Source organism: Klebsiella sp. JN_Kp121, from assembly GCF_040062145.1.
In the GTDB taxonomy this organism is placed as follows: Bacteria; Pseudomonadota; Gammaproteobacteria; order Enterobacterales; family Enterobacteriaceae; genus Klebsiella; species Klebsiella aerogenes.
In genome coordinates, this window is the sequence record NZ_JBEAHX010000011.1 from 1 (window position 1) to 16,939 (window position 16,939).

Annotated in this window: 15 protein-coding genes and 1 pseudogene; 8 read left to right on the forward strand and 8 right to left on the reverse strand. The window is 54.8% G+C overall.

What is annotated here, in order from left to right:
* Positions 1-112: 112 nt before the first annotated feature.
* On the reverse strand, positions 113-1,918 hold the full coding sequence (locus ABLU86_RS15800; RefSeq protein WP_348796242.1) for a sodium:proton antiporter: 1,806 nt from the start codon (positions 1,916-1,918) through the stop codon (positions 113-115).
* Positions 1,919-2,167: 249 nt separating this feature from the next.
* Positions 2,168-3,094 (reverse strand): LysR family transcriptional regulator, encoded by a 927-nt coding sequence (locus ABLU86_RS15805; protein WP_020078207.1) that lies wholly within the window; start codon positions 3,092-3,094, stop codon positions 2,168-2,170.
* 89 nt (positions 3,095-3,183) lie between these two features.
* Between ABLU86_RS15805 and ABLU86_RS15810 the strand changes: the two genes are divergently transcribed.
* Positions 3,184-4,182: a bile acid:sodium symporter family protein gene (locus ABLU86_RS15810; protein ID WP_047042257.1), complete on the forward strand. Its 999-nt coding sequence runs from the start codon at positions 3,184-3,186 to the stop codon at positions 4,180-4,182.
* Here the strand turns inward: ABLU86_RS15810 and ABLU86_RS15815 are convergent.
* From ABLU86_RS15815 to zipA, 3 genes are all read right to left on the reverse strand, one after another.
* Positions 4,179-4,397 carry a DUF3820 family protein gene (locus ABLU86_RS15815; RefSeq protein ID WP_013878164.1) on the reverse strand — a complete coding sequence of 73 codons (219 nt, stop codon included), beginning with the start codon at positions 4,395-4,397 and terminating at the stop codon, positions 4,179-4,181. The genes ABLU86_RS15810 and ABLU86_RS15815 overlap by 4 nt on opposite strands.
* Before the next feature lies 1 nt (position 4,398).
* A complete protein-coding gene (gene ligA / locus ABLU86_RS15820) occupies positions 4,399-6,414 on the reverse strand; it encodes an NAD-dependent DNA ligase LigA (RefSeq protein ID WP_348796241.1) in 2,016 nt (671 codons plus the stop codon).
* A gap of 74 nt (positions 6,415-6,488) precedes the next feature.
* Positions 6,489-7,571 (reverse strand): cell division protein ZipA, encoded by a 1,083-nt coding sequence (zipA, locus tag ABLU86_RS15825; RefSeq protein WP_045367605.1) that lies wholly within the window; start codon positions 7,569-7,571, stop codon positions 6,489-6,491.
* A 230-nt stretch (positions 7,572-7,801) separates the two neighbouring features.
* Here zipA and cysZ point away from each other — a divergent pair, with 230 nt between their 5' ends.
* From cysZ to crr, 5 genes are all read left to right on the forward strand, one after another.
* Entirely contained in the window at positions 7,802-8,563 is a 762-nt protein-coding gene (cysZ, locus tag ABLU86_RS15830; protein WP_013878167.1) for a sulfate transporter CysZ, read from the forward strand.
* A 177-nt stretch (positions 8,564-8,740) separates the two neighbouring features.
* Positions 8,741-9,712, forward strand: a complete 972-nt coding sequence (cysK, locus tag ABLU86_RS15835; RefSeq protein ID WP_013878168.1) for a cysteine synthase A — start codon at positions 8,741-8,743, stop codon at positions 9,710-9,712.
* Between the two features lie 379 nt (positions 9,713-10,091).
* Entirely contained in the window at positions 10,092-10,349 is a 258-nt protein-coding gene (gene ptsH, locus ABLU86_RS15840) for a phosphocarrier protein Hpr (RefSeq protein WP_000487600.1), read from the forward strand.
* A gap of 44 nt (positions 10,350-10,393) precedes the next feature.
* Positions 10,394-12,121, forward strand: a complete 1,728-nt coding sequence (gene ptsI / locus ABLU86_RS15845) for a phosphoenolpyruvate-protein phosphotransferase PtsI (RefSeq protein WP_015365498.1) — start codon at positions 10,394-10,396, stop codon at positions 12,119-12,121.
* Positions 12,122-12,163: 42 nt separating this feature from the next.
* Positions 12,164-12,673, forward strand: coding sequence for a PTS glucose transporter subunit IIA (gene crr, locus ABLU86_RS15850; RefSeq protein WP_015365497.1), 510 nt, complete (start codon positions 12,164-12,166; stop codon positions 12,671-12,673).
* A gap of 42 nt (positions 12,674-12,715) precedes the next feature.
* On the opposite strand, the pseudogene ABLU86_RS15855 reads toward crr, so the two are convergent.
* Positions 12,716-12,943, reverse strand: a pseudogene (locus tag ABLU86_RS15855) (cytoplasmic protein).
* Between the two features lie 2 nt (positions 12,944-12,945).
* Positions 12,946-13,809, reverse strand: coding sequence for a pyridoxine/pyridoxal/pyridoxamine kinase (pdxK, locus tag ABLU86_RS15860; protein WP_348796240.1), 864 nt, complete (start codon positions 13,807-13,809; stop codon positions 12,946-12,948).
* Between the two features lie 82 nt (positions 13,810-13,891).
* On the opposite strand from pdxK, the gene ptsJ reads away from it, so the two are divergent.
* On the forward strand, positions 13,892-15,187 hold the full coding sequence (ptsJ, locus tag ABLU86_RS15865) for a transcriptional regulator PtsJ (protein WP_336193751.1): 1,296 nt from the start codon (positions 13,892-13,894) through the stop codon (positions 15,185-15,187).
* Positions 15,188-15,201: 14 nt separating this feature from the next.
* The gene (locus ABLU86_RS15870) at positions 15,202-15,918 is read left to right on the forward strand and encodes a type 1 glutamine amidotransferase (protein ID WP_063444482.1); all 717 of its coding nucleotides are present in this window, start codon (positions 15,202-15,204) and stop codon (positions 15,916-15,918) included.
* 43 nt (positions 15,919-15,961) lie between these two features.
* Here ABLU86_RS15870 and cysM read toward each other — a convergent pair whose 3' ends face one another.
* Entirely contained in the window at positions 15,962-16,873 is a 912-nt protein-coding gene (gene cysM / locus ABLU86_RS15875) for a cysteine synthase CysM (RefSeq protein WP_015365492.1), read from the reverse strand.
* Between the last annotated feature and the right edge of the window lie 66 nt (positions 16,874-16,939).

The following is a 16,939-nucleotide window of genomic DNA, read 5'->3' on the forward strand; positions in this document are numbered from 1 at the left end:
CCTGCACGACCCACCAATGTAAAAAGGCGCCCTAAAGGCGCCTTTTTGCTATGCGCAGAACGCCAGATAGCGGAACGGCCTGCAACGACTGCCAACAATGAAGAACAGGCTATCAATACGCTTCTGAGGGAGTTTTTTCACTTTCTACTCCAGGTTCGATAATCGCCACGACAGTACAGGGTGGCGGCGGCATGATTCCATTATTAATCGCTATCAGATTGCCATCCTCTCTTTGCGCAAACAGCGGTGTTGCACCGGGGTTGGTGCTGAGATACCCCGGCCAACCAAAATTGTTATTCAGGCGAGTGACTTTCATGACTGCGCCTTTCGCTATCAGGCTACTAAGCCGTGCCCAGGTCATATCAGTATCGAAAAGCTGTTCGTGACGCGTTTCTTTCTCACTACGTCCTTTAGTCACAGGCCCCGTACGGATTGAGAAGACGCGATTATTACCAAATATATGCTGAAAATGCAGGGTGGTCAGCGCATTCTGGTGACGATTTGGCGACAAGGCGATCACCTGACGAATCTCACTCAGATTCAGGTAGTTTTCCGCATGTTCAGACCAGACATTGCCATAATATGTTGGTAAGCCTTCCATTCTTGCCAGCCGGTAGTATTCCCAGCTGTTATCGCTCAGCTGAACCGGAATATCGAGTTTTCTGAGCGCCTGGGCCAGGGTTCTGGCGACCGTATTCGCCCCGACAATCAGCACTCCTCGAGGCCTACGTTGCTGCACGCCAAGCCAGCGCGCCAATTGGCTGCTGGTAAGGCTTTGCAAAACTACCGTACCTATAATGATTGCGAAAACGACGGTTACCAGCTGATCCGCGTTCTCATAGCCTTTTTTTTGCAGCGTCAAAGCAAACAGGGAACTGACAGCGGCAGCAACGATTCCGCGCGGGGCGATCCAACATAACATCAGCCTGTCACGCCAATGCAAGCTGGAACGCCATGTCGAAACAAGAATGCATAGTGGACGGGCCACAAACTGGACGATAAGCATCAATATCAGCAGCGGCCAGCCCATCGCCCAGAGTGCATGGATATCAAGACGGGCCGCCAGGATGATAAATAGCGCTGAAAGTAAGATGGCGGATAGCTCTTCTTTAAATTCAACGATATCCGAGGTCTCAACCTCTCGCATATTAGCCAGCCAGATCCCCAGGACCGTTACCGCAAGCAGACCAGATTCATCCGCCAGCGTATTGGACACGCCAAACGTCAATAGAACGAAGGATAAAACAGCGAAGTTTTGCAGATAACCCGGGATCCAACCACGCCTGAGCGCATTCCCTAAGAAAACGCCAAACACCGCCCCGCTCACCAGCCCTATAACGACCGTTTTTGTAAGCATGATCAGCAAATGAAGCCATGTGCCCGTTTGCTCCTGCAAAGTAATAAACTCAAATACTAATAGGGTAAAAATCGCTCCCACCGGATCAATGACGATCCCTTCCCAGCGCAGTACCTGATTAATAGAGGCTGTTGGGCGAACCACTCGCATGAGTGGAGAAATCACTGTCGGCCCTGTAACCACCGTGACCGCCCCGATCAGCGCTGAAATCTGCGGCGTGAGGCCTAAAATTCCCCAGCAGGTTAGTGAGATAACGGCGAAGGTAATCAACATTCCAACTGTGACTAAATTGCGCACAATACCACCCAAGCCGCGAATCTCATCAAAGCGTAGCGTTAGGGCCCCTTCAAACAGAATGATGGCCACCGACAGCGATACCAGTGGGAAAAGTAGAGGACCAAATAATATATCCGGTTGCAATAAATGCACCCCGGGGCCAAGTAGTACGCCGATGAGCAACAGCGGCAGGATAGAAGGTATACGTAATCGCCACGCCAACCACTGAGCAAGCAGCGAAGCAATGGAAATAATAACGAGCATAAAAGGGACTGATAATTCCATTTTTTACCATTCTCAAATAGCGTGTGGAAAATTCAACAGCTCGGCCGCCCGACAATGACACGCTCCGCACTATTCTCTGTATAGTGTAAACAAGTTGATCGAACGTAGTGTATTTAAACAATGATTCAAATTGGGGCTGTTGATTTCTGAACCGACTAAAGCAGGGTTTTCATCAGGCATGAGAAAAGGAAATATCTACGATTGTGCAGTATAAAAAGTAGCATTCCCCACCAGCGTTAAGAATGACGCTTAGCGCTGATAAAGCGGGTCCTCGATCCTGGCTGATGTCAGGTTTGCCCCCTCTTCACGCACGATTTCCCATAGCGCCTGCGCCGCGGTCGACAGAGAGCGATTTTTTCGCTGCGCCAGCATCAATTGGCGCTCCACAACTGGGGTTAATCTTTTTACCTGCAAACGACTGCCCTGCGGCAAGGGTAAAGCCAGCGCCGGCAGTACGCTTATACCAATCCCCGATTCCACCATCGGGAACAGCGTCGCCGGATGACCAATCTCCTGCACAATATCGGCTTTGATGGCAAAACGCGCCAGCGCGGCATCAATCAGCGGCCGACTGCCGGAAGCATAGTCCTGCAATACCAGCCTCTCCCCCTGCAACTCCTGCCAGTTGACCGATAACTGCCGGGAGAAACGGTGATCCTCACGACATAACAACAAAAATGGTTCCGCCAACACCGACTCGCACTGCAAGTCTGCCGCCGTCCCCGGATCGATAACGATACCAAAATCAACCTCGCCCTGACGGATACTTTCCAGCACCCACTGCTGTGGCCTGTCATGCAGTACGAAATCTATATCTGGATAGCGGCGATTGCTATGAGCGATGCATTGCGGGATCAGATGCGCCGAGATGGTCTGGCTGGCGGCGACGCGCACGGTCCCCGTCAACTGCTGCCCTACCCGCCCCGCTTCACGCAGGGTCACATGGAGTTCATCAAGCAAACGTTCAAGCTTGCCCGCCAGCTGATGGCCTGCTTCGGTAAGCACCACTTCACGCGTCGTTCTGTCGAGCAAACGCACGCCGGTCTGGTGCTCCAGCTCCTTAACGCTATGGCTCACTGCCGACTGGCTAAGACCAATAATTTCCCCGGCACGGCTAAAACTACGCGCTCTGGCGACGGTGACAAAGACTTTTAACTGACGTAACGAGTAATTCATCTGTTTTATTCATGAATAGATGCAATAAATCAATTTTATTTCTCAAAACAAAGAAAGCACAATAGCGGCATCGAATTTCAGGAGCGTTTATGAAACTTTTCCGCATTCTTGATCCATTTACACTGACATTGATTACCGTGGTTCTGCTGGCCTCGCTCTTTCCGGCGCGCGGCGAATTCGTCCCTTTCGTCGAGCATCTCACCACCGCCGCCATCGCGCTGTTATTCTTTATGCACGGCGCCAAGCTGTCGCGTGAAGCAATTATCGCCGGCGGCAGCCACTGGCGTTTACACCTGTGGGTGATGTGCAGCACCTTTATTGTTTTTCCGGTTCTGGGGGTTCTGTTTGCGTGGTGGGCGCCGATTAAGGTCGACCCGATGCTCTATAGCGGTTTTATTTACCTTTGTATCTTACCGGCGACCGTCCAGTCAGCTATTGCCTTTACTTCGCTCGCCGGCGGTAACGTCGCCGCGGCGGTCTGTTCCGCTTCAGCGTCAAGTCTGCTCGGTATTTTTGTCTCGCCATTGCTGGTAGGACTGCTGATGCATTTGCATGGCGCTGGCGGCGATCTGGAACAGGTCGGTAAGATTATGCTACAGCTGCTGCTGCCGTTCGTCCTCGGCCACCTGTCGCGCCCGTGGATCGGTAGCTGGGTGGCGAAACATAAAAAATGGATTGGCAAAACCGACCAGACCTCAATCTTACTGGTGGTCTACTCCGCCTTCAGCGAAGCCGTCGTCAATGGTATCTGGCACAAAGTGGGCGTAGGCTCGCTGCTGTTTATCGTCGTTGTCAGCCTGGTGCTGTTGGCTATTGTCATCGCGATCAACGTTTTTGTCGCCCGCCGCTGCGGCTTTAGCAAGCCGGATGAAATTACCATCGTCTTCTGCGGCTCGAAAAAGAGCCTGGCAAACGGGATACCGATGGCGAATATCCTGTTCCCGGCATCGATTCTGGGGATAATGGTGCTGCCGCTAATGATCTTCCATCAGATCCAACTGATGGTCTGCGCCGTACTGGCTCGTCGCTATAAAGCGCAGACAGACGCCCAACAGGCGCAGGAGAAATCCCGCGCTACGGCAGGTTAACGCGGTTGTTTCAGGGGCTGCACCAGTTGCGTCAGCCCCTCGGTCTTGATCAATAAGGTCAACGCCATCAGCTCGCCGAGATGCCCGGCAGGGAATTGATCCTTACGGGCAAACCACAGCAAATACTCTTCCGGGACGTCGATCAAACGGCGCCCCTTATATTTGCCAAACGGCATTTCGGTATTAGCAATCTCGATGAGCTGCGCTTTATCCACGTTATTCTCCCAGCAGGCGCATCATTTCGGCTTCGTCGATAACCTCAATGCCTAACTCCTGCGCCTTCGCAAGCTTAGAGCCCGCCGCTTCACCGGCAATCACCAGATCGGTTTTCTTCGACACGCTGCCGGCGACTTTCGCCCCCAGCGCGACCAGCCGCGCTTTGGCCTCATCGCGCGACAGCTGGCTCAGGCTACCGGTTAATACCACGGTTTTACCAGCAAACGGACTGTCAATTTCTTCCGCCTTCACCACCACCGGCGCCGGCCAGCGGACGCCTTCAGCGCGCAGTTGCGCGATGACCTCTCGGTTGCTCTCTTCGGCGAAGAAGTTAAAAGTATGCGTGGCGACGACAATCCCGACGTCAGGCACCTTCTGCAGCTCCTCAATCGAAGCCTGTTCCAGCGCTTCAATAGTGCCAAAATGCGCCGCCAGTCCCGCGGCGGTCGCCTCACCGACTTCGCGAATACCTAACGCATACAGGAAGCGGGCGAAGGTCGTCTCTTTCGCTTTCTCCAGCGCGTTGACCACATTTTGCGCCGATTTCGGTCCCATGCGATCCAGCCCGGTAAGCTTACCGGCGCTGAGCCGGAACAGATCGGCTGGCGTATGGACGTACTCTTTCTCAACCAGCTGATCGATGATTTTATCGCCCATACCGTCGACATCCAGCGCCCGTCGGGAGACAAAGTGCTTCAGCGCTTCTTTACGCTGTGCGCCGCAGATAAGTCCGCCGGTACAGCGCGCCACGGCTTCCCCTTCCACCCGTTCAACATCGGAATGACATACCGGACAATGTGTAGGGAAGATGATTTCACGCGTATGTTCCGGGCGTTCAGAAAGCACCACGTTGACGACCTGCGGGATCACGTCCCCCGCGCGGCGAATCACCACTTTGTCGCCAATACGCAGACCTAAACGTTCGATTTCGTCGGCGTTATGCAGGGTGGCGTTACTGACCAGCACCCCGGCCACGTGCACCGGTTCAAGGCGCGCTACCGGCGTAATCGCTCCGGTACGGCCAACCTGGAATTCCACATCGTTGACAAAAGTCATCTGCTCCTGGGCCGGGAATTTAAAGGCCACCGCCCAGCGCGGAGCGCGGGCGACGAAACCAAGCTGCTCCTGCAGCGCCAGCGAATCGACTTTAATCACCACGCCGTCAATATCAAAACCAAGTTTCGGACGGTCTTCTTCAACCTGGCGATAGTAAGTAAGCACTTCCTCTGGAGAATGACACAGCTTCACGCGGTCGCTCACCGGCAATCCCCACTGCTTAAACTGCTGCAAACGCGCGGAGTGGCTGGCCGGTAGTTCACCGCCTTCCAGCACGCCAACACCGTAGCAGAAGAAAGTAAGCGGTCGCTTCGCGGTAATACGCGGATCCAACTGGCGCAACGAACCCGCGGCGGCATTGCGCGGGTTAGCAAATACTTTGCCGCCGGTGCGGCGCGCTTCTTCATTGATTTTTTCAAATCCGGCCTGCGGCAGGAACACTTCTCCGCGCACTTCCAGCCGCGCCGGGATATTGTCGCCGCGTAGCTTCAGCGGAATAGCGCGAATGGTTCGCACGTTGGAGGTAATATCCTCGCCGGTGGTGCCATCGCCACGGGTCGCCGCCTGCATCAGCACGCCGTTTTCATAGAGGATACTGACCGCCAGGCCATCGAGCTTGAGCTCGCAGCACCAGGTCAGATCCGCCGTATCGCTTAAACGGTCCTGCACGCGTTTGTTAAAGGCGAGGAAACTCTCTTCATCAAAGACGTTATCCAGCGACAGCATGGGCACTTCATGGCGAATCTGGCTGAAAGAGGCCAACGGCGCCGCGCCAACGCGTTGGGTCGGCGAGTCAGGGGTAATCAGCTCAGGATGTTGCGCTTCGAGTTCGCGCAGTTCGCGCATCAACCGGTCATATTCCGCATCGGGAATCTCTGGGGTGTCCATAACATGATACAGATATTCATGATGGCGAAGGGTGGTTCGCAGTTCAGTCAGTTTTTGTTCGATTGGTTCCATAACGCACCATCAATGATAAAAAACCCCCGACGGGCGGGGGTTCAGATTAAGCAGACGACACGCTAGCGCGTAGATCAGGCGTTAGCCTCTTTTACTTCGCGAATACGATCCTGGTACTCACGCAGTTTCTGCGGCGTCATCATCCGACGCTGGTCGTCAAGCACCACGCCGCCAACTTCATCGGCGATGTACTGCGCCGATTGCAGCATCAGTTTAAAGTTTTGCAGCTCGTCGCCAAACGACGGCACCTGCATAAAGATAGTCACGCCTGGCGTGGTCATATCCACCATCGCATCCGGATTGAAGGTGCCAGGTTTAACCATGTTCGCCAGGCTGAACAATACCTGTCCGCTACCGTCCGGGCTTAAATGACGATGGAAAATATTCATATCGCCAAACTTAAAGCCGGCCTGCTGGATGCTGTTGATCAGCAGTTCGCCATTAAGCTGAGAACCGTGATGCGCGGCGACGTTCATCACGATGACCGTCTCTTTGCGCTCTTTCGGCTGCGGCGCGGCGGCCGGCTGCTGAGGTTCAGCGGCTGGCGCTTCAGGGGCCGGTTGCGGCTGCGGCGCGGCAGGCTGTTGAACCGGCGCAGGTTGTTGAGCAACAGGTTGTGGGACTGGTGCCGACTGTTGAGCTACAGGCTGCTGCGGAGCTGGCTGCACCGGCTGCTGATATTGCGGCGGTACCGGCTGCGGCTGATGGACCGGCTGCGCTGGATGTACCGGCTGAGCAGGGGCAACATGATGCGGCGGCTGGGCCTGCGGCTGCGGAGCAACAGGCTGCTGCGGGCGCGGCGCGTGCGGCGGCGCCTGATGAACCGGCTCGTCCTGACGCACAGGCTGCTGCACCTGACGCTCATAAGGAGGCTGATACTGGTGTTGCGGCGCCTGACGAGGTGCTTCTTGCTCCCCATATGCGCCGTTCGGGGCGTGATTAACCCGGTGAACGCGAACTTCACCTACGCCTTCAACATCGTCATCAAAGTCATCGCCTTCCGATGTTTCATCGTCGCGAGACTTCATACGTTTCAGTGGGCGATCGCGGAACATCGAGGAACGCTCTTTACGGCTGGTCCAGAAACCATGTACCAGTAAAGCGATTATGGCGATCGCGCCAACAATGATTAATATCAGACGCAAATCCTGCATCATTATATTCTCTGTTGTTCTAACACCTTGCCACCACGGCAAACATTTACTCACTAAGAGTATTTGCCGATTACATCAAGTGCAAGTGCGTCTGCCCCTTTCACCCCATAAAGATGAACTAAATCGTGCTTTTTGCTGTTTTTTCGAACATTTCCTAACTGGTTATTGTCTGACAACCCGATAAAATAAGCGGGCATTCACACTGAATGTTAAAAAAGGAGCATCGCCTGACTATGGTTTCATCATCCGCAACTACCCCACGTAGCGGCGTCTACTATTTTTCACAAGGCTGGAAACTCATCAGGCTGCCAGGGATCCGACGTTTCGTGTTCCTGCCTTTATTAGTTAACGTGATTCTGATGGGCGGCGCGTTCTGGTGGCTGTTTACCCGCCTCGATAGCTGGATCCCTTCATTAATGAGCCATGTGCCTGAATGGCTTCAGTGGTTAAACTACCTGCTGTGGCCGGTGGCGGTTATCTCTATTTTGTTGGTATTTGGTTACTTCTTTTCGACCATCGCCAACTGGATTGCCGCGCCGTTTAGCGGCCTGCTGGCGGAACAGCTCGAAGCGCGACTGACCGGCGCGACACCGCCCGACGTTGGCATATTCGGCATCATGAAAGATGTCCCGCGCATCATGAAACGCGAATGGCAAAAGTTTGCCTGGTACCTGCCGCGCGCCATCGTTCTGTTACTGCTGTACTTTATCCCCGGCATTGGCCAAACCGTCGCGCCGGTACTGTGGTTCTTGTTTAGCGCCTGGATGCTGGCCATTCAGTATTGCGACTATCCGTTCGATAACCATAAAGTGCCGTTTAAAACCATGCGCGAGGCGCTGCGTTCGCGGAAGGTCATCAACATGCAGTTTGGCGCGCTGACCAGCCTGTTCACCATGATCCCGGTTCTCAACCTGGTTATTCTGCCAGTCGCTATCTGCGGCGCGACGGCGATGTGGGTGGATTGCTATCGCGATAAGCACGCGATGTGGAAATAGTGCGCTTAGCTCTCTCTTTCGGGGCGGTTCACGCCGCCCCTTATTTCCGTCTTATTCCTTCTTGCTCATCATTATTTCCCTTCAGCATATAGATATGCTAAATCCTTACTTCCGGATATTGTTTAAGCGGGTATGCTGAAGCCGTACCCCCAAATTTCATACAGTTAAGGACGGGCCATGAGTAAGATTTTTGAAGACAACTCCCTGACAATCGGTCATACGCCGCTGGTACGACTGAACCGCATCGGTAATGGCCGAATCCTGGCCAAGGTAGAATCTCGTAACCCGAGCTTTAGCGTTAAATGCCGTATCGGCGCCAATATGATTTGGGATGCTGAAAAGCGCGGCGTACTGAAACCGGGTGTGGAATTGGTTGAACCAACCAGCGGCAACACCGGTATCGCCCTCGCCTACGTCGCCGCCGCTCGCGGCTACAAACTGACGCTGACCATGCCGGAAACTATGAGCGTGGAACGCCGCAAGCTGCTGAAAGCGCTGGGTGCTAATCTGGTGCTGACCGAAGGCGCGAAAGGCATGAAAGGCGCCATCCAGAAGGCGGAAGAGATTGTCGCCAGCGACCCGGAAAAATATCTGCTGCTGCAGCAGTTCAGTAACCCGGCTAACCCGGAAATTCACGAAAAGACCACCGGCCCGGAAATCTGGGAAGACACCGATGGCCAGGTTGACGTCTTTATCTCCGGCGTCGGTACTGGCGGTACCCTGACCGGTGTTTCTCGTTATATTAAAGGCACGAAAGGTAAAAAAGATCTGATTACCGTCGCCGTTGAGCCGACCGACTCGCCGGTTATCGCCCAGGCGCTGGCTGGTGAAGAGCTGAAACCTGGCCCGCACAAAATTCAGGGCATCGGCGCCGGCTTTATCCCGGGCAACCTCGACCTGAAACTGGTCGATAAAGTGGTCGCCATCACCAACGAAGAAGCCATCTCCACCGCTCGTCGCCTGATGGAAGAAGAAGGTATTCTGGCCGGTATCTCTTCCGGCGCTGCTGTCGCCGCGGCGTTAAAGCTGCAGGAAGATGAAGCCTTTACCAATAAGAATATTGTGGTTATCCTACCGTCTTCTGGTGAGCGTTATTTAAGCACGGCGCTGTTCGCAGATCTCTTTACCGAGAAAGAATTGCAACAGTAGTGCCAGTTTGTAAAAACCGTGTAAAAAAGCACCTTTTCGGGTGCTTTTTTGTGGCATACATCAAAGTTTTACCCCTCCTGGCATTGATTCACCTCGTAGGGTCTGGTATTTAACCAGCACATTTATTTTGAAGCGCGAAATTATTCAGATTTGGATTTCCGCAGGCTGAATCGATTTTATGATTTGGTTCAAGTCTTCCTTTCGCGGCATAATGTTTAATGAAGTGCTAGACGTCAACGGACTTAAGGTCCTCTCAGCGGTTCCGCTGCTGACGCCTTAGCCACACACGTAACGCCGGCGCTAACAATACAGGCTAAAGTTTGGTCGTTAGGCTAGACTTTAGGTCCACAACACTAAACCTATAAGTTGGGGAAATATAATGTTCCAGCAAGAAGTTACCATTACCGCTCCGAACGGTCTGCACACCCGCCCTGCTGCTCAGTTTGTTAAAGAAGCGAAAGGCTTCACTTCTGAGATCACTGTAACCTCCAACGGCAAAAGCGCCAGCGCAAAAAGCCTGTTCAAACTGCAAACTCTGGGCCTGACTCAGGGTACCGTTGTGACCATCTCCGCTGAAGGCGAAGATGAGCAAAAAGCAGTTGAGCATCTGGTTAAACTGATGGCTGAACTCGAGTAAGTTCACGGGTTCTTTTTAATATCAGTCACAAGTAAGGTAGGGTTATGATTTCAGGCATTTTAGCATCCCCGGGTATCGCTTTCGGCAAGGCTCTCCTGCTGAAAGAAGATGAAATTGTCATCGACCGGAAGAAAATTTCTGCCGATAAGGTTGATCAGGAAGTTGAACGTTTCCTGAACGGCCGCACCAAGGCCTCCGCCCAGCTGGAGGTCATCAAAACCAAAGCTGGTGAAACTTTCGGTGAAGAAAAAGAAGCCATCTTCGAAGGGCATATTATGCTGCTGGAAGATGAGGAGCTTGAGCAGGAAATCATAGCCCTGATTAAAGATAAGCACATGACTGCCGATGCGGCAGCCAATGAAGTTATCGAAGGTCAGGCAACTGCACTGGAAGAGCTGGATGACGAATACCTGAAAGAGCGTGCCGCTGACGTACGCGATATCGGTAAACGTCTGCTGCGCAACATTCTGGGCCTGGCAATCATCGATCTGAGCGCTATCGCGGATGAAGTCATCCTCGTTGCCGCCGATCTGACCCCGTCGGAAACCGCACAGCTGAACCTGAATAAGGTGCTGGGTTTCATCACCGACGCGGGCGGCCGTACTTCCCACACCTCTATCATGGCGCGCTCCCTTGAGCTGCCGGCAATTGTCGGTACCGGAAGCGTCACCTCCCAGGTGAAAAACGGCGACTATCTGATTCTCGATGCGGTTAACAACCAGGTTCTGGTTAACCCGAGCAACGAAAAAATTGAAGAGCTGCGTGCGCTGCAGGCGCAGGTTGCTGAAGAAAAAGCGGAACTGGCGAAACTGAAAGATCTGCCGGCCATCACCCTCGACGGTCATCAGGTTGAAGTTTGCGCTAACATCGGTACCGTTCGCGACGTAGACGGCGCTGAGCGCAACGGCGCGGAAGGCGTGGGCCTGTACCGTACCGAATTCCTGTTCATGGACCGCGATTCTCTGCCGACTGAAGAAGAACAGTTCGCAGCCTATAAAGCGGTGGCTGAAGCGTGCGGCTCACAGGCCGTTATCGTTCGCACCATGGACATCGGCGGCGATAAAGAGCTGCCGTACATGAACTTCCCGAAAGAAGAGAACCCGTTCCTCGGCTGGCGTGCCGTGCGTATCGCGATGGATCGTAAAGAGATCCTCCGCGACCAGGTTCGCGCTATCCTGCGTGCCTCCGCTTTCGGTAAGCTGCGCATCATGTTCCCGATGATCATCTCTGTTGAAGAAGTGCGCGCACTGAAGAAAGAGATTGAGATCTACAAACAGGAACTGCGTGACGAAGGTAAAGCTTTTGACGAATCAATTGAGATCGGCGTGATGGTGGAAACCCCGGCAGCCGCGACTATTGCTCGTCATTTAGCCAAAGAAGTTGATTTCTTTAGTATCGGAACCAATGATTTAACGCAATATACTCTGGCAGTTGACCGTGGTAATGATATGATCTCGCATCTTTACCAGCCGATGTCACCGTCTGTGCTGACTCTGATCAAGCAAGTTATTGATGCTTCTCATGCAGAAGGCAAATGGACTGGTATGTGTGGTGAGCTTGCGGGCGATGAACGTGCTACACTTCTGTTGCTGGGTATGGGGCTGGACGAATTCTCTATGAGCGCCATTTCCATCCCGCGCATCAAGAAGATTATTCGTAACACGAACTTCGAAGATGCGAAAGTATTAGCAGAGCAGGCTCTTGCTCAACCGACAACGGACGAGTTAATGACGCTGGTTAACAAGTTCATTGAAGAAAAAACAATCTGCTAATCCACGAGATGCGCGGCCCAAATTACTGCTTAGGAGAAGATCATGGGTTTGTTCGATAAACTGAAATCTCTGGTTTCTGATGACAAAAAAGACACCGGAACTATTGAGATTGTTGCTCCGCTCTCTGGCGAGATCGTCAACATCGAAGACGTGCCGGATGTGGTTTTTGCGGAGAAAATTGTGGGTGATGGCATTGCCATCAAACCTACTGGCAACAAAATGGTTGCGCCGGTAGAGGGTACCATCGGTAAAATTTTTGAAACCAACCATGCTTTCTCTATTGAATCCGATAGCGGCATTGAGCTGTTTGTTCACTTCGGTATCGATACCGTTGAACTGAAAGGCGAAGGCTTCAAGCGCATCGCTGAAGAAGGTCAGCGCGTGAAAGTCGGCGACCCGGTTATCGAATTCGATCTGCCGCTGCTGGAAGAAAAAGCCAAGTCTACCCTGACTCCGGTTGTTATCTCCAACATGGACGAGATCAAAGAGCTGATCAAACTGTCCGGTAGTGTCACCGTTGGTGAAACTCCGGTTATCCGCATCAAGAAGTAATTCTTGCTTGCCGAGAAAATGGCGCCTGAAGGCGCCATTTTTTTATGCTGGGCGGTAGCACTTTTCACTCGCCAGGATTTTCATCCCCTGCGGGCTACTTTCCAGAATCCGCCGTTCGCTATCCGCCACCCATAGCTCGCACTAGTAGCCAGGATCGCTTTCAAACAACGACCTCGCCCTACAGGCATCTTCCAGCGCGTTCATTCCCGTTGTCTCGAAATGGCCGACGGTTCTTCCCTCCCTGCGTACCACTAACCGATAGTTATGCATCGTTAATGCGCTCCAGACGGCGGTAAAATGAGTTCATCGCAGCCCTGACTCTCGGTCCAGGTCATTACCGCCAGCACGCGCTGAGCGGCGGCGCGCGTAGCGTCGCCCAACGGCATGTCGCGCACCAGGTTGCTGATGAGCTCGGCGCAGAACAGATCGCCGGTGCCTTTGAGGTCGGTTTCGACGCGAGGATGGACGACCACTTCGACCGCGTCGTCGGTGACCACCAGCACGTTAATAGTCGAAGCATCCGGTCCAGGCGCGCTGGTAATCACCACCCACTTTAGCGTATCGGAAAGCAGACTTCGCGCGGCGACCACCGCTTCCTGCTGGTTGTGGCACGGCATGCCGCTGAGGGTTTCGAGCTCGAACTGATTTGGTGTGATACCCCGCGCCAGCGGCAATAGATGGCGGCGATAAGCCTCGGGGATCTCCGCTTTTACGTAAATGCCGCTATCCACGTCGCCAATCACCGGGTCAACCAGAATACAGAGGTCGGGATGGTGCACGCGGATGCGCTGCAGCCACTGCGCCAGCAGCGCAATTTGCCCGGCGCTGCCCATATAGCCGGTGGTTACCGCCCGCAGCTCGCGAAGCGCATCACGCTCCTCCAGCGCCCGCAGATAGCCGCTAAACCACTCTTCCGGGATCACTCCACCGTAGAAAGTATCGTAATGTGGGGTATTGCTGAATAACACCGTCGGCACCGCCATCACCCGTAATTCATGCTGCTTGATTGCCGGTACCGCGATACTGTTGCCGACGCTGCCGTATACCACCTGCGATTGCACCGCCACAATATCAACCTCCAGCGCCCGGCTGTGGTCGTTAAAGAGCACGGACTGTATTTCGTCTTGCTGACTCATCCTTTCTCCCCCCGCTGGACAGCGGGTCATACTCTGATTATCATTCGTCCTATGCTAAAATTCATTTTGTCATAGGTCAATAATGTTCACCGGAAAAACCGCAAGCGAGATTTTCGATAACATCCGTCATCTGGTGCAGAGCGGCGCGTTGCAACCCGGCGAGGCGCTGCCGCCGGTGCGCGAACTGGCAGGCGAACTGGCAGTCAACCGCAACACGGTGGCGGCGGCCTACAAGCGGCTGGTGACTTCAGGCCTCGCCGTCAGTCAGGGGCGTAACGGCACGGCCATTAAGGCGCGCAATACGCTTAATGCGGTCGAGGGTGGCGATCCAACGACATCGCTGATTGATATTTCCGGCGGCAATCCGGATCCACGATGTCTGCCGGATATTGGCCGTTTTCTTCCGCAGCTGGCGCAGACCCCGCACTTATATGGCGATGCCGCCGTTGAGCCACGGCTGGCTGACTGGGCCCGGGAGTGGGTCAGCGGTGATATCGGCCAGGAATTTGACATCAACTTGACCAGCGGCGCGATTGACGCTCTGGAACGACTGCTCTGCGCGCTGCTGCTACCCGGCGACAGCGTCGCGGTAGAAGACCCCTGCTTTCTGAGCAGCATCAATATGCTGCGTTACGCCGGTTTCCAGCCCAGCCCTGTCGCCGTCGACGGTGAAGGCATGGACCCGGTGCGACTTGAAGAAGCACTGCGCAACGGCGCCCGCGCGGTAATACTGACTCCACGCGCCCACAACCCGACCGGCTGCAGTTTGACGCCGGAGCGCGCACAAGCGATTCGCACCGTGCTCGCCCGCTATCCGCAGACGCTGGCGATCGTTGACGATCACTTCGCCCTGCTCTCAGCGACATGCTGGCACAATCCGCTACCTGACGGCATTCAGCGTTGGGCGCTGGTGCGCTCAATGTCCAAAACCCTGGGCCCGGATTTGCGGCTGGCGATAGTCGCCAGCGACCCGACAACCTCGGCGGCGCTGCGCCTGCGCCTGAACGCCGGTAGCCAGTGGGTCAGCCATTTACTACAAGAGCTGGCGTTCGCCTGCCTGAATGATAGCGCTTTTGCCGCTTCTCTGACTGCGAGCCAGCGCCATTATCAGCAGCAAAATCAGCGGCTCGCCGCCGCGTTGGCCCGCCACGGCGCTGGCGATTATCCGCCTGGCGATGGTCTTAACTTCTGGCTGCCGCTATCAGCCGCCAGCCAGCCGCTGGCGTTGCGTCTGGCGCGGGCCGGTTGGCTGGTGCGTGAAGGTGAAGCCTTTGGCGTGAAAACACCGGCGCACGGCCTGCGCCTGTCGCTGGGCGCCTTAACCGAGGCGCAAATTGAACAACTTGCACACGATTTATCGCTGGTCTTACCTTGTTAAACACGGGAGTTGTTATGCGGATCCACTTTATCGTTCATGAAGTTTTTGAAGCGCCTGGCGCCTATCTGCGCTGGGTTAACGCGCGCGGCTATCAGGCCAGCTGGTCGCGAGTTTATGCCGGGGATCCGCTGCCGGCGAATGCCGAAGGTTTTGATATGCTGGTGGTACTTGGCGGCCCGCAATCACCACGCACCACGCTTGCCGAGTGCCCATGGTTTGATGCCCATGCCGAGAAAAACCTGATTGCCCAGGCGATTGCCGCCGGGCGTATCGTGGTCGGGATTTGTCTCGGATCGCAGCTCATCGGCGAAGCGTTGGGGGCGCCGGTGATGCAAAGCCCGGAAAAAGAGATTGGCCACTATCCTATCATCCTGACCACCGCCGGACTGCAGGATGACAACATCGCCCATTTCGGACCATCGGTGGTAGTCGGTCACTGGCACAACGATATGCCGGGCCTGACGCCTGCGGCGGAAGTCCTGGCTTCCAGCGAAGGGTGCCCGCGGCAAATCGTCAAATATAGCGATCGGGTCTACGGTTTTCAGTGCCATATGGAGTTTGACGCGGAGGTCATCGAGTTACTAATTACGCATTCGCAACATGAACTTGCCGCCGCAAAAGGCAGGCGCTTTATTCGCAGCGAAGATGAAATGAGGCTATGGGATTATCGCGAGATGAATCAAAAACTATGGGCGTTTCTGGATAAGCTGGTAGCGAAACACGCACTTTAGTTAACCGACCCCCAAGCCTGGCATGGGGGCCGTGATAGCGCGTTTAGATACCCGCCCCCTGGCTGAAGTGTTCTTCGCCGAACACGCCGGTTGAGAGATAGCGATCGCCGCGATCGCAGATGATCGCCACCACCACCGCGCCCGGATTGGCGCGAGCAATACGCAGCGCCCCGGCAACCGCGCCGCCGGAACTGACGCCACAGAAGATCCCTTCCTGTACGGCCAACTGGCGCATCGTGTTTTCCGCATCCTGCTGGTGGATATCCAGCACCTCATCCACCAACGAGGCATTAAAAATGCCCGGCATATATTCCTGCGGCCAGCGGCGGATCCCCGGAATGCTGCTGCCCTCTTCCGGCTGTAGCCCAATGATGCTTACCGGCTTCGCCTGTTCGCGCAGAAAACGCGATACGCCGGTAATGGTACCGGTGGTGCCCATGCTGGAAACAAAGTGGGTGATACGCCCGTCCGTCTGGCGCCAGATCTCCGGGCCGGTGGTGGTGTAATGGGCGTAAGGGTTATCCGGATTATTGAACTGATCCAATAGCTTACCCTCGCCACGCTCGGCCATCGCGGCGGCCAGATCGCGAGCGCCCTCCATCCCCTGCTCTTTGGTGACCAGAATCAATTCAGCGCCGTAGGCGCGCATCGCGGCACGGCGCTCCTGGCTCATGTTGTCCGGCATCAGCAGTTTCATCTGATAGCCTTTTAACGCCGCAATCATCGCCAGCGCGATACCGGTATTACCGCTGGTCGCCTCGATCAATACATCGCCGGGTTTAATTTCGCCGCGCTTTTCCGCTTCGACAATCATCGACAGCGCGGCGCGATCTTTTACCGAGCCCGCCGGGTTGTTGCCCTCAAGCTTGAGCCAAATTTCGCTGCCGTTGTCCGGCCCCAGACGTTGTAATTTCACCAGCGGCGTGTTGCCAATTGTTTGTTCTAATGTGTTCACTTCAGCTGTCCAATAAAAAGCCCGGCCGCGTCATGCGCTCCGGGCTGTCAGCCGGGGCAGCGCTGA